General features: G+C 72.5%; 3 protein-coding genes. All 3 read right to left on the reverse strand.

From position 1 onward, the window contains the following. Positions 1–35 precede the first annotated feature (35 nt). Complete coding sequence (locus ACFYWJ_RS01685) at positions 36–7,358, reverse strand: amino acid adenylation domain-containing protein (RefSeq protein WP_355271205.1); 7,323 nt, start codon at positions 7,356–7,358, stop codon at positions 36–38. A 140-nt stretch (positions 7,359–7,498) separates the two neighbouring features. Beyond that, on the reverse strand, positions 7,499–13,525 hold the full coding sequence (locus ACFYWJ_RS01690; RefSeq protein WP_387161381.1) for an amino acid adenylation domain-containing protein: 6,027 nt from the start codon (positions 13,523–13,525) through the stop codon (positions 7,499–7,501). 83 nt (positions 13,526–13,608) lie between these two features. Continuing rightward, positions 13,609–20,883: an amino acid adenylation domain-containing protein gene (locus tag ACFYWJ_RS01695; RefSeq protein ID WP_387160565.1), complete on the reverse strand. Its 7,275-nt coding sequence runs from the start codon at positions 20,881–20,883 to the stop codon at positions 13,609–13,611. Positions 20,884–20,927: the final 44 nt, after the last annotated feature.

A 20,927-nucleotide genomic window follows, 5' to 3' on the forward strand; every position in this document is an offset into this window, starting at 1 on the left:
TCGACTAGCCGTTCCCCGGTCATGCGCACCTGCACCTATCCATCCATCCCGACCGCCGCTCGCCGCTGCTGCGGCACTCCGGCGTTGCCGATCATCTCACTCAAAGCCACGATCGTCGCACCGGTGCCGTCGCCCGGCGCGGCCACCGCGACCGCCGACTCGGTGAACACATGGCTCACCTCGTCCCCACCACCGTCATCCGGCGCCAGCACCAGCGTCGCGCCGGCAATTCCGGCCGCGACGATCTCCAGCACCCCGGCCACCGAATCCGGCCTGCCCGCCGCCCTGGTCCGCGACTCGAAATTGAGCCCGGTGCGCTGGGCCACCCGCTCGGCGGCACCGGCCAGCTCGTCGTAGCTGAGCGTGCGGCCGCCGCCGATGAAGGCGACATCGTCACCGCGCAGCGCCCTGGTGCGGTGCGCGTAGCCGATCGGGCGCGGCGATTCGGCCGCCAGCTCCGCGATCAGCGCCGGATCGGCCAGGTCGTACCAGTCCAGGCCGTCGGGCGCGTCGAGGATATCGATGGTCAGGCCCAGTTTCACCTCGAGCCGGTCGGGCAGGCCCGCGTCCAGCGTCATCAGCGGCACCACCGCGGCACCCGCCTTGAGCACCGCCCAGGTGGCGATCGCCGCGTCTACGCCCCGGTCGAGGCGCACCGCGACACCGGTGCCGGGACCGGCGCCGCGCGCGATCAGCGACCGCGCCAGCTGCGAGGAGCGGGCGTCGAATTCGTGGTAGGTCAGCTCGGCGTCGCCCAGGTCGAGCGCGGGCGCCTCCGGGTCCTCCTCCACCGCGGCGGCCAGTTCCTGGGCCAGTGCGGCGCCGTTGGCCGACGGGGCCGGGGCGTACGCCGCCGCGGTCAGCTCGCGTTCGCGTTCCCTGGCGTCGCGCAGGTCGATGTCGCCGATCCGGACCTTCGGGTCGGCCGCCACCGCGGCGACGATCTCGACGAGTCCGCGCGCGAAGGCCGCGACGGTGTGCTCGTCGAACAGGTCGGTGGCGTAGGTGAACACCACGCCGAGCTCGTCGGGCTCCCCGGACGCGGTGAGGCGCGGCTCCACATTGACCTGGAGGTCGAACTTGGCGGGCCGGGCCGCCAGGTCCATCGCCTCGACGGTGAGCCCGGGCAGCCGCAGGACCGGCGCCTCGGTGTTGTGGAACGACAGCACCACCTGGAACAGCGGGTTGTGCGAGACGGCGCCGCTGGGCGCCACCTCGTCGACGATCCGCTCGAACGGCAGGTCGGCGTTGGCGAACGCGGCCAGGTCGACCTCGCGGGCCAGGGTGACCAGCTCGTCGAAGCCGCGCAGCGGCGAGACCTCGGTGCGCAGGGTCAGGGTGTTGACGAACATGCCGACGAGGTCGTCGAGTTCGGGTTCACCGCGCCCCGCGATCGGCGTGCCGATCGCGATGTCGGTGCTGCCGGAGATGCGCGCCAGCAGCACCGCCAGCGCCGCGTGCACGACCATGAACAGCGACGCGTTGTGCGCGCGGGCGATCTCGGCCAGCCGCGCGTGCACGTCGGCGGGCAGGATGGTGGTCACGTCGGCGCCGCGCAGCGAGGCGTGCGGCGGCCGCGGATGATCGTGCGGCAGGTCGACGGTCCCCGCCTGGCCGGCCAGCGTGTGCCGCCAGAAGTCGAGTTGCCGTGCGGCGGTGGAGCTCTCGTCGGACTCCTCGCCCAGCACCTCGCGCTGCCACAGCGCGTAGTCGGCGTACTGCACCGGCAGCGGCGCCCAGCTCGGCGAGCGGCCCTCGACCCTGGCCCGGTAGGCGATCACCAGGTCGCGGGCCAGCGGCGCGAGCGAGGCACCGTCGGCGATGATGTGCTGCACCACCACGGCGAGCACGTGCTCTTCCTCGGCCAGCGGATCGGTATCCGGGACGGTGAACAGCCCGGCCCGCAACGGAACTCGCTCGGCGACGTCGAATCCGCCCGCGAGCAGCCACATCACGCGATCGCGCGGATCGGCGCACTCCTCGATCACCAGCCCGGTCGGCAGCACCGCGCTGACCGGCAGGATCTCCTGGTACGGAGCGCCGTTCGCGTCGGCGGGGAACCGGGTGCGCAAGGCCTCGTGCCGTTCCAGCACGTCGGCGACCGCGTAGCGCAGCGCCGAGGTGTCCAGCGCGCCGCGCAGCCGCAGCACCAGCGGGATGTTGTAGGCGGGCGAGTCCGGGTCGATGCGGTTGAGCAGCCACATCCGCTGCTGGGCGGGCGAGAGCGGGATGACGCCCCGATCCTGCGCCGGGATCAGCGGCGGTCGCGGCGCGGTCACCGCGCCGGGGCGCACCCGCGCGGCCAGCGCGGCCACGGTCGGCGCCTCGAACAGGTCGCGGACCACCAGATCGGCGCCGAGCGCCTGATCGATGCGGGCGATGGCCCTGGTGGCCAGCAGCGAGTTGCCGCCACGGTCGAAGAAGTCGTCGTCCAGGCCGACCTCGGGGACGCCGAGCAACGTGGCGAACACCTCGGCGACGCTCAGTTCGATCGGCGTCGTCGGTGCCCGGAACGCCGCGGCCGCGGTGAACTCGGGCGCCGGCAGCGCGGCCCGGTCGAGCTTGCCGTTGGCGGTCAGCGGCAGCGCGACCAGCACCACGACGGCGTCGGGAACCATGTAGCCGGTGAGGAATTCGGCCACGACGGCGCGCACGGCCACCGGATCGAGGGCGGCGCCGTCGATCGGGACCACATAGCCGATCAGCCGGTCGCCCGCGTGCTCGTCGGCCCGCACGACGACCGTGGCCTGGCCGACCCCGGGCACGCCGAGCAGCGCGGCCTCGATCTCGCCCGGCTCGATCCGGAACCCCCGCAGCTGCACCTGCTGATCGCCGCGGCCGCCGTATTCCAGTGCGGGCGTGCCGCGGAAGCCGATCCAGCGGCCGAGGTCACCGGAGCGGTAGCGGCGGGCACCGGGCGGGCCGAACGGGTCGGCCACGAAGCGCGTCGCGGTGAGCCCCGGCTTGCCGAGGTATCCGCGCGAGACCTGACCACCGGCGATGTAGAGCTCACCGGCGACACCGAAGGGCACCGGCCGCAGCCGGTCGTCGAGCACCGCCACCGACAGGCCGGGCAGCGCCCGCCCGATCAGGCTGCTCGGCAGCTCGGCGGCGCCCGCGTCCATGGTCAGATGCGAGACGTGCACCGTGGTCTCGGTGATGCCGTACATGTTCACCAGTCGCGGTGCGCCGGGCCCGGTTCCGTAGCGGGCGTACCAGCGGTTGAGCTTGCGCGGGTCGAGCGCCTCGCCGCCGAACACCACGTAGCGCAGCGGCAGCGGCGCGGCACCGGCGGCCTGGGCGGCCCGGTCGGCCTCGTCGAGCTGGGCGAACGCGGTGGGGGTCTGGCTCAGCACCGTCACCTGTTCGCGGGCGAGCAGTTCGCGGAACTCGATCGGCGAGCGCGAGGTGAGATGGTCGACCACGACCACCGACGCGCCACCGGCCAGCGCGCACCACAGTTCCCAGATCGAGAAGTCGAAGGCGAAGGAGTGGAACACCGTCCACACGTCGTCGACGTCGAACTCGAAGAGCCGATGGGTGTTGGCGAACAGCTCCAGCACATTGCGATGGCTGACGCCGACGCCCTTGGGCAGGCCGGTGGAGCCGGAGGTGTAGATGACGTAGGCGAGGTGGTCTGGCCGCAGCGGCGCGCGCCGTTCGGCGGGACGCAGCGGCGCGGTCGAATACCCCAGCTGCGCGTCGAGCAGCACGACCGGAAGGTCGGCGGGCACCAGCCCACGCTCGGCCGAGGTCGTCAGCAGCACAGTGGGTTTCGCGTCGGCGAGCACGTATTCGAGTCGCTGCGCGGGATAGCCGGAATCGATCGGCAGGTACCCCGCGCCGGCGAGCAGTACCGCCAGCAGGGCGACCGGCAACTCCTCGGTGCGCGGAACCGCCACGGCCACCAGGGTTTCCGGGCCGGCGCCGTTGGCGATCAGCGCGCGGGCCAGCGCCGAGGCGCGGCCGAGCAGGTCGGCGAAGGTCAGCGAATACCCACCCGCCCTGACCGCGATCGCGTCCGGGCGCTGCTGGGCCTGCATGCAGATCAGGTCGGCCAGGGTCACCTCGGGCACCGCGATGCCGGGCGAATCCCCTTCGCGCAGCACGAGTTCGCGCTCACCGGGGGCGAGCACGTCGATATCGCCCACCGGCACCGACGGATCGGCGACCACCGCGGCGAGCACCCGCGACCAGCGGTCGGCGAAATCGGCGACGGTGGCGTGATCGAACAGATCGGTGGCGTAGACGAACGCGGCGGTCAGGCCCTGCGGCGCGCCGTCGGCGCCGATCCGCTCGGCCAGTTCCACCTGGAGATCGAACTTCGCCAGCGGCACCGCGAAGTCGGCCGCCGAGACGGCGAGGCCGGGCAGCGCCAGATCGGAGCGGGCCAGGTTCTGGAAGGTCAGCATCACCTGGAACAGCGGGTGCCGCGCGGTCGAGCGCACCGGCTCCAGCAGTTCCACCAGACGCTCGAACGGCACGTCGGCGTGGCCGAAGGCCGCCAGGTCGTCGGCCCTGACCTCGCTGAGCAGCGCGCCGAAGCTCGCCGCCGGGTCGACCTGGGTGCGCAGCACCAGGGTGTTGACGAACATGCCGATCAGCTCGTCGAGCGCCTGCTCGCCGCGCCCGGCGACCGGGGTGCCGATGGCGATGTCGCGGGTGCCGGAGAGCCGGGCCAGCAGCAGCGCCAGCGCGGTGTGCACCACCATGAACAGGGTGGCGTTGTGGTCGCGGGCCAGCCCGGACAGGCCGGCGTGCACGGAGGCGGGTATCTGCACGGTCAGCGTGCCGCCCGAACGGCTGGCGACGGCGGGACGCGGCCGGTCGGTCGGCAGTTCCAGCTGTTCGGGCAGCCCGGCCAGGGTCCGCCGCCAGAACGCGACCTGCGCGGCCAGCAGCGACGACGGGTCGGTCTCGACGCCGAGCAGCGCGCGCTGCCACAGCGTGTAGTCGACGTACTGCACCGGCAGCGGCGGCCAGTGCGGCGCGCCGCCACCGCGACGCTCGGCGTAGGCGGTCAGCAGGTCCCTGGTCAGCGGCGCGAAGGAGAAGCCGTCGGCGGCGATGTGGTGCACCACGCAGACCACGACGTGCTCGGATTCCGACAGGGCCAGCACCCGCACCCGCACCGGCGGGGCGGCGGTGACGTCGAAACCGGTCAGCGCGGCCGCGGCGATGGCGTCGCCCAGCTCGTCCTCCGCGATCTCGACGACCTCGAACTCCGGCGCCGCCGCCGGATCACCCGGGGCGAGCACCACCTGATGGCCCTCGCCGTCGAGCACCAGGCCATCGGCGGCCAGGCCGTCCGACACCGGGTACACGGTGCGCAGCACTTCGTGCCGGGCGATCAGGTCGGCGACGGCCGCGCGCAGGGCGGGCAGATCGAGCCGGCCCGACAGCCGCACCGCGACCGGGATGTTGTCGACCGCCGAGGCGGGATCGAAGCGGTTGAGGAACCACATCCGCTGCTGGGCGTACGACAGCGGGATCTGCGCTGGCCGCTGCTGCCTGGTCAGCGGCAGCGCGTGCGCCGAGACCCGCTGCTGTTCGGCCTTGTTCGCCAGCGCGGCCACGGTCGGCGCCTCGAAGACGGCCTGCACCGGCACCCGCACGTCGAGTGCGGCGCCGATCCGGGCGACGGCCTGCGCGGCGAGCAACGAGTCACCGCCGAGCTCGAAGAAGTCGTCATCGGCGCCGACGCGACCGGAGCCGTCGCGCAGCAACAGCGCGGCGAACACATCGGCGACGACCTGTTCGGCGGGCGTCGCCGGGGCGCGGAACCCGCGCGCGGTGAACACCGGCGTCGGCAGCGCGGCCCGGTCGAGCTTGCCGACCGAGGTCAGCGGCAGCGCGTCGAGCACCATGATGACGGCCGGAATCATGTACGCGGGCAACGAGGTGGCCAGGAATTCCGCGAGCGCCCCGGTGTCGACCGTGCGCCCGACGCGCGGCAGCACGTACGACACCAGCGCGGTCGCGCCCGAGGGCATGGTCTTGCCGAGGGTCACCGCGTAGTCGAGATCGGGATGCGCGGTGAGCGCGTTGTCGATCTCGCCCAGCTCGATCCGGAAGCCGCGCACCTTGACCTGGAAGTCGGTGCGGCCCAGGTATTCCAGCGTGCCGTCGTGTTCGAGCCTGCGCACCAGGTCGCCGGTGCGATAGAGCCTGCCCGGCCCGAACGGCGAGGCGACGAACCGCTCGGCGGTCAGCCCCGGCCTGCCCAGATACCCCTGGGCCAGCGCGGGACCCGACAGATACAGCTCACCGACGACACCAGCGGGCACCGGCCGCAGCCGGGCGTCGAGGACATAGAGGCCCATGCCGGGCACCGCGTTGCCGATGGTGATCGGCGCGCGCGGATGCAGCGGCGCGGTGCTGGTGGCGAGGATGGTCGCCTCGGTCGGACCGTAACCGTTGTAGAAGGCGCGCCCGCCGCTCGCCCAGCGGCCGACCAGTTCCGGGCCGAACCGGTCACCGGCCACGACCACCGTCCGCAGGTCGGGCAGCCCGGCCGGGTCGACCGACTCCAGCGCGCCCGGCGTGATCAGCACATGCGTGATCCGTTCGCGCCGAAGCAGATCCGACAGCTCGAAGCCGCCGAAGATCCGCGGCGGCGAGATCACCAGGGTCGCGCCGGTCGCGAAGGTCAGCAGCAGCTCGAGCACCGACACGTCGAAGTTCGGCGAGCAAACGTGCAGCACCCGCGAATCCGGTTCGACGCCGAAGTGTTCGCGCTCGGCGGCGACCAGCGCGCCGAGCCCGGCGTGGGTCACGACGACGCCCTTGGGCTTGCCGGTGGAACCGGAGGTGTAGATGACATAGGCCGGGTGGCGATCGTCGATCTGCCGGACCCGGTCGGCGTAGCTCACCGCGTGCGCCGGGCGCGCGCCGATCCGCTCGGCGACCACCGGATCGTCGAGTTCGATCCAGTACAGGCCGGTCCCGAGCGCGGCCCGGTGGGTGGCGGTGGTGAGGCCGAGCGTCGCGCCGGAATCGGCGACGATGTGCGCGATCCGGTCGCTCGGATAGGCCGGATCGACCGGCACGTAGGCGGCGCCCGTCTTGGCGATGGCCCAGACCGCGAGGACGGACTCGATGGAGCGCGCGATCGCGATCGCGACCACGTCGCCGGCGCCGATGCCCCGGTCGATGAGTTCACGTGCCAGTCGCGAGGATTCCGCGTCCAGCTCGGAGTAGGTGAGCTGCCGCTCACCACCCGGCATTCCGGTCGGGTTGTAGCGAACAGCTATCGACCCGGCCGCGGATTCGACCGCGGCCGTGAGCAGTTGACCGAACAGCGGTGCGCCGGTCGTTCGTCGGCGACCGGCACGGCCAGTGCGGCGGGGGGTTTCCACAGACCAATACACCTCTCGCGTCCGGCAGCCGAGTCGGACACAGCATAGTCACACCTATATCGCTGTCGCCGACCGTCGCCGAGGTGTGCGCCACGACACACCAACTCTCTGCAACAGAATCGTAATCTGCGCGGAGCCTGTTACGTGGAGCTATCGATGGACCGCCCGGAAATGGCGATGACCTGCGCCGTTACCGGGCCGACTGTGGTGACTGCCACCGGGCCGAGCATCTGCTGATGACTCGCGTCGACCGGATGATCGGTGATGACCCCACTGAAATAGGGGCGCCAGCGCGACGCGCCACCCGGCGCTTTCCCGGCCGTCCGCAGGGCGGTGAAGAAGGTGAGATCACCCACGAATCGATCCGGCATCAGTTGGGTAACCAGTTCGACAGTCCGCAGCGCACCCCGGTACATCCCGACGAAGCGCGGCAGCGAGATCGGCGTCGACCCGGCCAGCGCGCCGTGCAGCGCGGCCAGGGCGTCGTCGCCGAGACCGACCAGTCGGTCTGCGGCGGGCAACTGCTGGTCGGGGATGCCGAGTTCATGGAACGCCGCCCGCAATTCGGCGCCGAAATCGGCCAGGTCGGCGCCGGGCACGCTGTCCAGCAGGGTCAGCGAGGCCACCGTCTCCCCCGCCGCCTGCAACCGGGTGGCGACCGCCTGCGCGAGCACGCCGCCCAGCGACCAGCCGAGCAGGTGGTACGGCCCGTGCGGCTGGGTCGCGCGGATCTCGGCGAGGTAGTGGTCGATCAGCGCGTCCACCGTGGCGGGCCGGAAGTCCGGGTCGCTCAGGGCCGGCGACTGGAGGCCGATGATCGGGCGGTCCTCGGGCAGGTGCGGGGCCAGACCCGCGTAGGCCCAGGCCAAGCCGGAGACGGGGTGCAGGCAGAACAGCGGCTCCCGGTCGCCGCCCCGGCGCAGCGGCAGGGTGGTGGCCAGCGCCGCGTCGAGGTCACCGCCGAGCCCGGCCGGACCGGCGGTGAGCCGGTCCGCGAGTCCGGCGACGGTCGGGTCGGCGAAGAAGGCGGCCACGGTCAGCTCGGTGCCGGTGCGTTCGCGCAGCCGGTGCACCACCCGGGTGGCCAGCAGCGAGTTGCCGCCGAGGGAGAAGAAATCGTCGTCGAGACCGGGCCGGGCGACGCCGAGCACCTCGGTGAACACCTCCGCCACCGCGATCGCGCTGTCCCCCACCGGTTCCCGGTAGCGGCGCGGTTCGAGCACGGGCGCGGGCAGCGCGGCGCGGTCGAGCTTGCCGTTCGCGTTCAGCGGCAGGCGATCGAGGACGACGAAGGCGGCGGGCACCATGTACGACGGAAGCACCTGCGCCACCGCGGCTTTGGCCGCGCTCGCGGTGAGCTCGGTGTCCGGCGCCGGCACCACGTAGGCGACGAGCCGGTCGCCGAGCTGCGCGTCGGACTGCGCGAGCACGGCCGCCTGCGCGACCTGCGGCGCGGCCAGCAATGCGGCCTCGATCTCGCCGAGTTCGATGCGGAAGCCCCGGATCTTAACCTGGAAGTCGGTGCGGCCCCGGTATTCCAGCTCGCCATCGGCCGTCCAGGCCACCAGGTCGCCGGTGCGGTACATCCGGGCGCCGTGCGGGGACCGCGTCTCGGCGTCGACAACTCGGTCGCCGGAACCATCGGCGGCGCTGTCGGTTCCGGCGAGCGAATAGGCACCAAGGTTCTCGGCTGCCCGACCGGAAGCAGCGAACGGGTCGGCGACGAAGCGGTCGGCGGTCAGGTCGGGGCGGCCGAAGTAGCCGCGCGCCAGCTGCGCGCCCGCGAGGTAGAGCTCACCCGAGACGCCCACCGGCACCGGACGCAGACGCGCGTCCAGGACGTAGACCCGGCTGTTCCATTCCGGCGCGCCGATCGGCACCGTCGCCCGGTCGGCCGTGGTCACCCGGTGATCGGTGATCGAGACGGCGGCCTCGGTCGGGCCGTACAGGTTGTGCAGCGCGGCGGAATTCGTGGCGACGAAGCGTTGCGCGGTCGCGGCGGGCAGGGCTTCGCCGATGGCGAGCACCCGGCGCAGCGCGGGCGGCAGTGCCCCACCGGACTCGGTGAGCAGCGCGTCGAGCATCGACGGGACGACGTGCAGCGTGGTCACCGACCGTCCGGCGAGCACGCTCAGCAGGTACGCGGGGTCGCGGTGCCCGTCGGGCGCGGCGATCACCAGCGTGCCGCCGCACACCGCAGCCGACCAGAACTCCCACACCGACAGGTCGAAGGTTGCGGCGGTCTTCAGCAGCACCGAATCATCGCGGCCGAGCCCGAACGCGGCGGTCTTCCACCGCAGCTGGTTCACGATCGCGCCGTGCGAGACGGCGACACCCTTCGGCTTGCCCGTCGACCCGGACGTGAAGATCACGTACGCCGTGTTCTCCGAGCGGAGCACGCCACGGCGCTCGTTCGCTGCGATCGGCTGATCCGACAGCGCTGACAAGTCCAGCGCGTCGACGACGACCACCGGCACCGCGCCGAGTCCGGCACCAGCGGTGGCAAGTTCGCCACCCTGCACGCCGCCGGCGGCAGACGACCCACTGGCCGATGTGTCCGTAGCGGCAGACGCCCTACCACCCAGCACGTTGGCGGTGAATCCCGCCGCTGCCGTGGTCAATACGCAGACCGGGGCGGCCGTATCGAGCACGTGTCCGATCCGGTCGGCCGGTTGCGACGGGTCGACCGGCACGTAAGCGGCACCGGTCGCCGTCACCGCGTACATCGCGACGACGAGCTCCACGGATCGTGGAATCGCCAGCGCGACGCGGTCTTCCACGCCGACGCCCTGCGCGATCAGGTGTCGTGCCAGCCGATGGACCCGCGCGGCGAAGTCGCGATAAGTCAGCGACACGCCGTCGGGATCGATCAGCGCGACACCGTCGGGGTGCCCGGCGGCCGTCTCGGCGAACAGCGAGGCCAGGGTGGCGGGCGGACACGGATGCCCGGTCGCGTTCCAGCCGTGCAGGATTCGCTCCCGCTCGCTGTCGGAGAGCAGCTCCAGCTCGTCGGCGGGGCGCTGCGGCGCGGCGGCCACGGCCGCGAGCACGCGGGCGAAGCGGTCCGCGTAGCCCGCCGCCGTCACCTCGTCGAAAAGGTCGGTGGCGTAGGTGAAGACACCGCTGATGCCCTGGGCGACACCGTCGGCGTCGTAGGTATCGGCGACGACGGCGTGCAGATCGAACTGCGACACCGCCAGATCCACGTCGACGCCCTCGACCGCCAGTTCACCGAGCTCGAGCCCGGTGCGGGTCAGGTTCTGGAAGGACAGACCCACCTGGAACAGCGGGTGCCGCGCGGTCGAGCGGGCCGGGTTGATCGCCTCGACGAGCCGCTCGAACGGCAGGTCGGCATTGGCGAACACCTGCAGGTCGGTGTCGCGCTGCCGGGCGAGCAGCTCGGTGAACGGCTCCCCCGGCCGCAGCGTGGTGCGGAAGACCAGGGTGTTGACGAACATGCCGATCAGGTCGTCGAGCGCGGCCTCGCCCCGGCCCGCGATGGGCGTGCCGATGGCGAGGTCGTCGGTGCCCGCCAGCCGGGCCAGCGTCACCGCGAGCGCGGTGTGCACCACCATGAACAGGGTCGCGCCCCGCTCGTGCGCCAGTGCCAGCAGCGCGCGATGGGTCGCGGCGTCGATCTCGATCGGCACCCGGCCACCGGCGAAGGTCTGCACGGCCGGGCGCGGGCGGTCGGCGGGCAGGTCGAGCTGATCGGGCAGCCCGGCCAGCGCCTCGCGCCAGTAGGCCAGCTGGGCCGAGGCCAGCGACCGCGGATCGTCCTCGCTGCCGAGCAGGGCGCGCTGCCAGAGCGCGTAGTCCGCGTACTGCACGGCCAGCGGCGCCCACTCCGGTGCCGCGCCCGCCGAGCGCGCCGCATAGGCGAGCATGAGATCCCTGGTCAGCGGGGTCAGCGAGGAGCCGTCACCGGCGATGTGGTGCACCACCACGGCCAGCACCGACTCGTCCGGGCCGAGCTCGAACAGCGCGACCCGCAGCGGCACCTGGCTGCGCACATCGAAGCCGGACGAGCCGAGCGCGTGCATGGCCGCGCCCAGGTCGGCGGGCTGGACCCGGCGCACCTCGAGCTGCGGCGTCGCGGCCGACTCGGGCAGCACCCGCTGGATCGGGCCGTCCTCGGTCTCGGGGTAGACGGTGCGCAGCGTCTCGTGCCGGGCGACCAGATCGCCGACGGCCGCGCGCAACGCGTCCACATCGATCGCGCCGCCGAGCCGCACCGCCATCGGGATGTTGTAGGCGACCGAGTCCGGGTCGAACTGGTTGAGGAACCACATCCGCTGCTGCGCCAGCGACAGCGGAATCCGTTCCGGCCGTTCGGTCGCCACCAGCGCGGGACGCGCGCCCGCGCCTGCGGACTCGGCGAGCCGCTGGGCCAGCGCCTCCACCGTCGGGGCCTCGAACAGCAGCCGGACCGGGAAGTCGGTGTCGAGCGCGGCGCCGAGCCGGGCGGCGACCTGGGTGGCCAGCAGCGAGTTGCCGCCGAGGGCGAAGAAGTCGTCGTCGAGGCCGAGCTGGGTGTCTTCACCGAGGTCGAGCACCTGGGCGAAGGTCCCGGCGACGATCTGTTCCACCGGCGTCGCGGGCGCCCGGAACGCGGCGTGCTCGAGCACCGGCGCGGGCAGCGCCCGGCGGTCCAGCTTGCCGACCGGGGTCAGCGGGATGGTGTCGAGTTCCATCAGCACGGTGGGCACCATGTGCGCGGGCAGGCTGCGCTCGGCGAAGGCCGTGAGCGCGGCGGTGTCGATCGTCGCGCCGGGCGCGGCGTGCACGTAGGACACCAGAATCGTGGCGCCGCTGTCGAGTTCGTGCCCGACGGTGGCGGCGAAGTCGAGGCTCTCGTGCGCGGAGAGCACCGCGTCGATCTCACCGAGCTCGATCCGGAAGCCGCGGATCTTGACCTGGAAGTCGTTGCGGCCCACGTATTCCAGCGCGCCGTCGGCGGTCCAGCGGACCAGGTCGCCGGTGCGGTAGAGCCGGGAACCCGCCGGATCGAAGGGATTCGGGACGAAGCGCGAGGCGGTGAGACCGGGCCGCGCGTGGTAGCCGCGGGTCAGCTGGGCACCGGTGATGTAGAGCTCGCCGGTGACACCGGGCGGGACCGGACCGAGCCGGTCGTCGAGCACGTACTCCGCGACGCCGCGCAGCGGGCCGCCGATGGTCAGCGGGTCACCGGGCTTGAGCGGCACACTGATATTGACCACGATCGTGGTCTCGGTGGGTCCGTACACATTGTGGAACTGCCGCAGGGTGCCGTCGGCGAGCGGAATCGCCCAGCGCCGCAGCAGATCCGGCGGTACCGCCTCGCCACCGACCGCGACCACCCGGAAGTCGTCGAGGCCGTCGGGATCGATCGAGGCCAGCGCGGCGGGGGTGATGAACGCGTGGCTCACCCGTTCCCGGCGCAGCAGCGCGGCCAGGTCGTCGCCACCGTAGACACTCGGGTCGACGATCACCATCGTCGCGCCCGCGCCCACCGCGAGCAGCAGCTCCAGCAGCGAGGCGTCGAACGACGGCGAGGCGAAATGCAGTGTGCGCGAACCGATCTCGATGCCGTAGTGCAGCCGCTGTTCCTCGCAGAACCCGGCCAGCCCGGCCTGGCTCACCGCGACGCCCTTGGGCAGACCGGTGGAACCGGAGGTGTAGATGAGGTAGGCCAGGTCCTCGGCGCGGATCTGGCGCAGCCGGTCGGCATTGGTAACCGGGTCACCGGAGACCTCGTCGAGCAGCGGGGCGAGGCCCGCGTCGTCGATCGCCAGCCAGTCCACCCGGGTGGGCAACCGATCGGCGACCGCCGTCACGGTCAGCCCGAAGACCGCGCCGGAGTCGGACACCATGTGCGACACCCGATCCGGCGGATAGTTCGGGTCCACCGGCACGAACCCGGCACCCGTCTTGGCGACCGCCCAGACCGCCAGCACCGACTCGATCGAGCGCGGGATGCCGATGGCCACCAGGTCACCGGCCCCGATGCCCCGCGCGATCAGCAGCCGCGCGATCCGGCTGGAACGCTCGTCGATCTCGGCGTAGCTCAGGCTGCCCAGCGTGCTCGCGGCGTCGGCGAGCACCACCGCGACACCGTCGGGATTGGTCTCCACGGCGGTGGCCAGCAGCTGCGGCAACGCGGTCACCCTGGCGCGGCGAGTCCGCACCGGGCGCGTCCGTACCGGTCGTGTCATCGCGATTCCACCTCACCCATCACCGGAACTCGTCGCCCCGTCACCACGGTCACGGCTCAGGACACCGACGGACGCGGGTCCCCGAGCACCAGTACGACTTCGGCCGGGCCGGGGTTGCCCGGCGCGACCTCGTCGGCGATCAATGCCTGCAGGTCGTCGAGCCCGGCGGTGTCGACCGCATCGAGACCGGCCCGATCGCCGAACAGGTGGCTCACCCACTCCTCGGCCAGTACCGCCGACAGGTCGTCGCCCGCGGCGGGCGCCAGCACCATCGACGCGCCCGCGACACCGGCCGCGACCGGCTCGACGAGCACGGCGAAGCTGTCCGCCGCGCCGTTGCCGAAGGTGCGCGACTCGAAGGTCAGCGCGGCGTCGGCGCGCACGCGCGCACCCGCCGTGGCGAGTTCGTCGTAGCTGCGGACACCGTCGACGCCGACGAAGGCCGGGTCGCCGCCGCGCAGCGCCCTGGTGCGGTCGGCGTAGGTCACCGGGCGGGCCGACTGGGTCGACAGCTCGGTGCGGATCGCCGGGTCGTCCAGGACCACCCACTCGAAATCGCCGTCCGGCGTCGCGCCCGCCGTGATGCCGATCTTGGCGGCCGGTTCGGTGGGCGCCGCGCCGATGCCCGGCGCGGGCAGCACCGCGGCACCGGACTTGAGCACGGCCCAGACCGCCACCGCCCAGTCGACACCACGCGGAAGATCAACGGCCACACCGGCACCCGGCCCGAAGCCACGGCCGATCAGCAGCCGCGCCAACCGCGAGGAGCGGGTGTCGAGCTGCTCGTAGGTGAGCGAGTCGTCGCCCCAGACCAGCGCGGGCCCGTCCGGATCGTCCTCGGCCGCGGCGGTGAACGCCTGCGCCAGCGTGGTGCCGCCCGACGGCGCGACCGGTGCCGGGGTCTGGGTGGCGCCCGCGAGCAGCCTGGCCCGCTCCTGCTCGTCGAGGATGTCGATATCGCCGACCCGGACCTGCGGATCGGCGGCCACCGCGGTCAGGATGCGGGCGAAGCGCGCGCCGATGGTGCGCACCGTGGCCTCGTCGAACAGGTCGGTGGCGTAGTTGAACAGCGTGACCAGCTCGTCCGGCGCGCCCTCGGCGGTGAACCGGGGCTCGACGTCGACCTGCAGGTCGAATTTCGCCGCCACCGCGGTCTCCAGCGCGGTCACGCTGAGACCGGGCAGTTCGAGCGCGGCCGCCTCGTTGTTGCTGAAGGTCAGCGCCACCTGGAACAGCGGGTTGTGCGCGCTGCCCTTGCCCGGCGCGACCACCTCGACGACCCGCTCGAACGGCAGGTCGGCGTGCGCGAAGGCGCCCAGGTCGGTCTCGCGGGCCAGGTCCACCGCCTCGTCGAAGGACCCGGCCGGGTCCAGCGCGGTGCGCAGGGTCAGCGTGTTGACGAACATGCCGACCAGCTCGTCGAGCGCCCGCTCACCACGCCCGGCGACGGCGGTGCCGATGGCGATGTCGGTGGTGCCCGAGAGCCGGGCCAGCAGCACGGCCAGCGCCGCGTGCACGACCATGAACAGCGACGACTTGTGCTCGCGCGCGAGGTGGTTCAGCCGCGCGTGCACCTCGGCGGGCAGCCGCAGCTCGGTGGTGGCGCCCCGCAGCGTCGGCGTCGCGGGCCGCGGGCGGTCCTGCGGCAGTTCCAGCAGCGGCGGCACGCCGGCCAGCTGGGTCCGCCAGTAGTCGAGCTGCGCGGCGGCGACCGAGTCCGGCTCGTCGTCGGCGCCGACGACCGCGCGCTGCCAGAGCGCGAAGTCGGCGTACTGCACCGGCAGCGGCGTCCAGGCCGGGGCCTGCTGTCCGGCGCGGGCGACGTAGGCCGTCATCAGGTCGCGGGCCAGCGGGGCCAGCGACGCACCGTCGGCGGAGATGTGGTGCACCACGAACACGAGCAGCCAGTCGGCCGCCGATCCGTCGGTGAGCAGCCGCGCCCGCACGGGCACTTCCCTGGTCACGTCGAAGCCGGCCTCGGCGAGCGCGGCGGCGCGGGCGAGCACCTCGGTCGTGGTCTCCACCTCGAGCCCGGCGGGCAGCACCTCGGCGACCGGCAGGATCTCCTGGACCGGGGTGCCGTCCGGTGACGGGAAACGGGTGCGCAGGGATTCGTGGCGGGTGAGCACGTCGGTCACCGCGGCGTCGAGCGCGGCCACGTCGAGCGCGCCGGTCAGCCGGATGGCGAATGGGATGTTGTAGGAGCCCGACGCCGGATCGAGCTGGTTGAGCACCCACATGCGCTGCTGGGCCAGCGACAGCGGAATCCGTTCCGGCCGTGCGGTGGCCACCAGCGCGGGCCGGGCCGCGCCGCCGACCGCGCCGACACGCGCGGCCAGCGCGGTGACGGTCGGCGCTTCGAACAGGTCGCGAATGGTCACCTCGGCGTCGAGCGCCTCGTTGATCCGGGCGATCGCGCGGGTGGCCAGCAGCGAGTTGCCGCCGAGCGCGAAGTAGTCGTCGTCGGCGCCGACGCGCGCCATGCCGAGCAGCTCGGCGTAGACGCCCGCCACGATCTCCTCGGTGGGCGTGGCCGGTGCGCGGAACTCGCCCGCGGTGAACGTCGGCGCGGGCAGCGCCTTGCGGTCGAGCTTGCCGCTCGGGTTCAGCGGGAACGCGTCCAGCTCGACCAGTGCGGCCGGAATCATGTACGCGGGCAGCGAATCACCGATCGCGGCGAGCAAGGCCGCCTGCTCGATCCGCTCCCCCGGCTTGGGCACCACATAGGCGACCAGCTGCTCACCGGCGGGCGAATCGGCGACGACGGCGACGGTCTGGCTGACCGACGGCTGCGCCAGCAGCGCCGTCTCGATCTCGCCCAGCTCGATGCGCTGACCGCGGAACTTCACCTGGAAGTCGGTGCGGCCCAGGTATTCCAGGACGTGGCCCTCGTCGGCGGGCGTGCGCCAGACCACCAGGTCACCCGTGCGGTACATCCGCGCGCCGGGCGTGAACGGGTTGGCCACGAAGCGATCCGAGGTCAGATCCGGCCGGGCGACGTACCCGCGCGCGAGCTGATCGCCCGCCAGATACAGCTCGCCGACCACTCCGGCGGGCACCGGCCGCAGCCGCGCGTCCAGCACGTAGACCTGGGTGTTCCACTGCGGCACACCGATCGGCACCGAGCCGCGATCGGTCTCGCCCGCGGGCCAGTAGGTCACCGACACCGCGGCCTCGGTCGGGCCGTAGAGGTTGTGCACCTGCGCGGGCGAGACCGCGCGCAGCGCCGCGACGGTCTCCGGCGGCAGCGCCTCACCGATGGCGAACACGTCGCGCAGCGTGGGGATGGTGCCGGGCGCGGTGTGCGCGGCGAACACCGTGAGCATCGACGGCACGAAGTCGGTCATCGTGACGCCCTGCGCCGCAATGGTTTCGGCGATGTAGGCGGGATCGCGATGGCCGTCGTGGGTCGCGACGACCAGCTTCGCGCCGGTGCGCAGCGGCATGAAGTAGCCCCACAGCGACACGTCGAAGGTGGTCGCGGTCTTCTGCAGGTACACGTCACCGGGCGCCAGCGGGTACTCCGCCAGCATCCACGCGATCTGGTTGTCGATCGCCCGGTGCGAGACCGCGACGCCCTTCGGGCGGCCGGTGGAACCGGAGGTGAAGATGACATAGGCCGGGTGCTGCGGCAGCACCGGCCGGACCAGCTCGGCCCGGCTCAGCGGCGCACCCGAGAAGTCTTCCAGCGCAACGGTGTCCATGGTGATCACCGGCGTCGACACCGGCACCTCGACGGCGTCGGCGGTGGTGGTCAGCACGCACACCGGCCGCGCGGTGTCGAGGATGTGCGCGATCCGCTCGGCCGGATGATCCGGGTCGAGCGGCACGTACGCGCCACCGGCGGTGACGATCGCGTACATGCCGACGACCAGATCCAGCGACCGGCGCACCGCCAGCCCGACCAGCGACTCCGCGCCGACCCCGCGCCGCACCAGCAGCCGGGCCAGCCGGTTCACCCGCTCGTCGAACTCGCGGTAGGTCAGCTCGGCGCCCTCGAAGGACAGGGCGATCGCGTCGGGCTGCGCCGCGACCGCGGCGCGGTAACCGTCGAGCAGCAGCGCGGGCGCGAGCTCGTGCTCGGTGTCGTTCCACCGCTGCAGGATTCGCTCGCGCTCGACGGTGTCGAGCAGCTCGATCGCGCCGACCGGGCGGGCCGGATCGGCCACGACCTCGGTCAGCAGGCGCACCAGCCGGTCGGCGAACCCGGCGACCGTGGCCTCGTCGAACAGGTCGGTGGCGTAGGTGAAGGCCGCCGACACCCCGCTCGCGACACCGTCGGTCTCCAGCGGGACGAGGGTGAGCTCGAGGTCGAACTTGGCGAACGGCACGGCCAGATCGACACCGGCGACCGTGAGGCCGGGCAGCGTCAGTTCGGCGCCCGCGAGGTTCTGGAAGGTGAGCATCACCTGGAACAGCGGGTGGCGCGCCATCGACCTGGCCGGGTCGAGCAGCTCGACCAGCCGCTCGAACGGCACGTCGGCGTGCCCGAAGGCGGCCACGTCGGTGCCGCGGACGCTGCCGAGCAGTTCGTCGAAGCTGCGGGACTGGTCCACCTCGGTGCGCAGCACCAGGGTGTTGACGAACATACCGATCACGTCGTCGAGCACCGCTTCGCCACGACCGGCGACGGGGGTGCCGACGGCGATGTCGGTGGTGCCCGACAGGCGTGCCAGCAGCACGGCCAGCGCGGTGTGCACGACCATGAACAGCGTCGAATTGTGTTCGCGGGAGAGCCGATCCAGCGCGGCGTGGGTGTCGGCGTCGATCCGGAAGTCGTAGCTCGCGCCGCGGTTGCTCATCGCCGCGGGGCGGGACCGGTCGGCGGGCAGGTCCAATTGCTCGGGCAGCCCGGCCAATTCGTCACGCCAGAACGAGATCTGCTGGGCCAGCAGCGAATCCGGGTCGGACTCGGCGCCGAGCGTGGCCCGCTGCCACAGGGTGAAGTCGGCGTACTGCACCGGCAGCTCACGCCAGGCGGGGGCACTGCCGCGCAGCCGGTCGGAGTAGGCGGCGATCAGGTCGCGGGTCAGCGGCGCCATCGAGAAGCCGTCGGCGGCGATGTGGTGCACCACGCACAGCAGCACGTGTTCCTCGGCGCCGAGGCGGAACAGCCGCACCCGCACCGGCGGCGCGACCGCGACGTCGAAACCGGCCACCGCCTGCTCGGCGATCAGGCCGGGCAGCTGCTCAGGGGTCGCCTCGACCACGTCGACCTGCGGGACGGCACGCGGATCACCCACCGGCAGCACCAGCTGCACGGCGTCACCGTCGACCTCCGGGTAGATCGTGCGCAGTACCTCGTGCCTGCCGACCAGGTCGGCGACGGCGGCGCGCATGGCGGCCACGTCCAGCGCGCCGGACAGCCGCACCGGCAGCGGAATGTTGTTGGCGCCGCTGTGCGGATCGAAGCGGTTGAGGAACCACATCCGCTGCTGCGCGTAGGACAGCGGGATCTGCTCGGGCCTGGCCTGCGCGGTCAGCGGGTTACCGGTACCGGCGCCGACGTGCGATTCGACGCGCGCGGCCAGCGCCGACACCGTCGAGGCCTCGAACACCAGCTGCACCGGCACCCTGGCGTCGAGCGCGGTGCCGATCCGGGCCACGGCCTGGGCGGCCAGCAGCGAGTTGCCGCCGAGCTCGAAGAAGTCGTCGTCCGCGCCTACCTGCTGGTTGTCGTCCGAAACCAGCAGCGCCGCGAACACCTGGGCGACGATCTCCTCGATCGGCGTGCTCGGCGCGCGGAACTCGCGGGCGGTGAAGGTGGGCTCCGGCAGGGCCTTGCGATCGAGCTTGCCGACCGGGGTCAGCGGGATCTCGTCGAGCAGCACGATCGCCGCGGGCACCATGTACGCGGGCAGCAGACCCGACAGGTGGTGGGCCAGATCCGCCGGGGTCACCGCGGCGCCCGCGCGGGGCAGCACGTAGGCGACCAGCGAGGTCACGCCGTTGGTCAGGGTGCGGCCGAGGGTGGCCGCGAAGTCGACGTCCGGATGGGTGGTCAGCGCGTTGTCGATCTCGCCGAGCTCGATGCGCAGGCCGCGGATCTTGACCTGGAAGTCGGACCGGCCCAGGTACTCGAACTCACCGGAAGTGTTGCGGCGCACCAGGTCACCGGTGCGGTACAGACGCCCGCCGGGTGCGCCGGCGTCGGCACCGAACGGGTTGGCGACGAAACGCTCGGTGGTGAGCTCGGCGCGGTCCAGATAGCCCTGGGCCAGCGCCGGCCCGGCCAGGTACAGCTCGCCGACGACACCGGCGGGCACCGGGCGCAGCCGCGCGTCCAGCACGAAGGCCGCGACGCCCGGGATCACCGAACCCAGCGTCACCGCTTCGCCCGCGGTCATCTCGCCGGTGGTCACCATGACGGTGGCCTCGGTGGGACCGTAGGCGTTGAACACCGAACGGCCCTGGGCCGCCCAGCGATCCACCAGCTCGGCGCCGAGCTTGTCACCGCCGGTAACGACCACGCGGACGGTGTCGACCCGGGTGGAGTCGACCGATTCGAGCGCGCCCGGGGTGATCAGCAGATGCGAGACCTGTTCGCGGCGAACCAGATCGGCGAGTTCGTCGCCGCCGAACACGGTCGGCGGGACCACGACCAGGGTCGCGCCCGCGGTGAAGGTGAACAGCATCTCCATCAGGGAGAAGTCGAAGCTGGGCGAACTCAGGTGGGTCACCCGCGAACCCGCGTCGACCCGGTACTGCCTGCCCACCGCGGCCATCGTCGACAGACCGGCCTGGGTCACCACGACGCCCTTGGGCAGACCGGTGGAACCCGAGGTGTAGATGACATAGGCCGGGTGCCGCTCGTCGAGCGTGCGCACCCGGTCGCTGTAGGAGATGGCGTGCGCGGGCTGGGCCGCGACGCGCGCCGCGACGGCCGGGTCGTCGAGCTCGAGCCACTCGGTCGACGTGCCGAGGGCGGGCCGGTGCGCGGTGGTGGTGACGCCGAGGACGGCGCGCGAGTCGGTGACGATGTGGGCGATGCGCTCGGCCGGGTAGGCCGGGTCGATCGGCACGTAGGCGGCACCGGACTTGGCCACCGCCCAGACGCTGAGCACCGATTCGATCGAGCGGGTGATCGCGACGGCGACGATGTCGCCGGGGCCGACGCCGCGGGCGATCAGTTCCCTGGCCAGCCGGGAGGATTCCTCGTCCAGCGCGCGGTAGGTGAGTTCGCGCTGGTCGGCCTGGTCGCCCGTGGGGTTGAACCGGATGGCGGTGGCGTCGGCGGCCGATTCGACGGCGGCCGTCAGCAACTGACCGAATGTCGGACTGCTCGACCGGCGACGGCGGTTACCGCGGGCAGAACGACGGGCGGTTTCCATTCGGGTTCATTCACCTCTCATCGAGCATGGACGCGCCGACAGCC

Source organism: Nocardia sp. NPDC003269 (assembly GCF_042888005.1).
Taxonomy (GTDB): Bacteria; Actinomycetota; Actinomycetes; order Mycobacteriales; family Mycobacteriaceae; genus Nocardia.

Bases quoted from the DNA above. Each gene is read 5' to 3' on its own strand.
- ACFYWJ_RS01695 (WP_387160565.1), bottom strand. From the start codon at position 20,883: ATGGAAACCGCCCGTCGTTCTGCCCGCGGTAACCGCCGTCGCCGGTCG.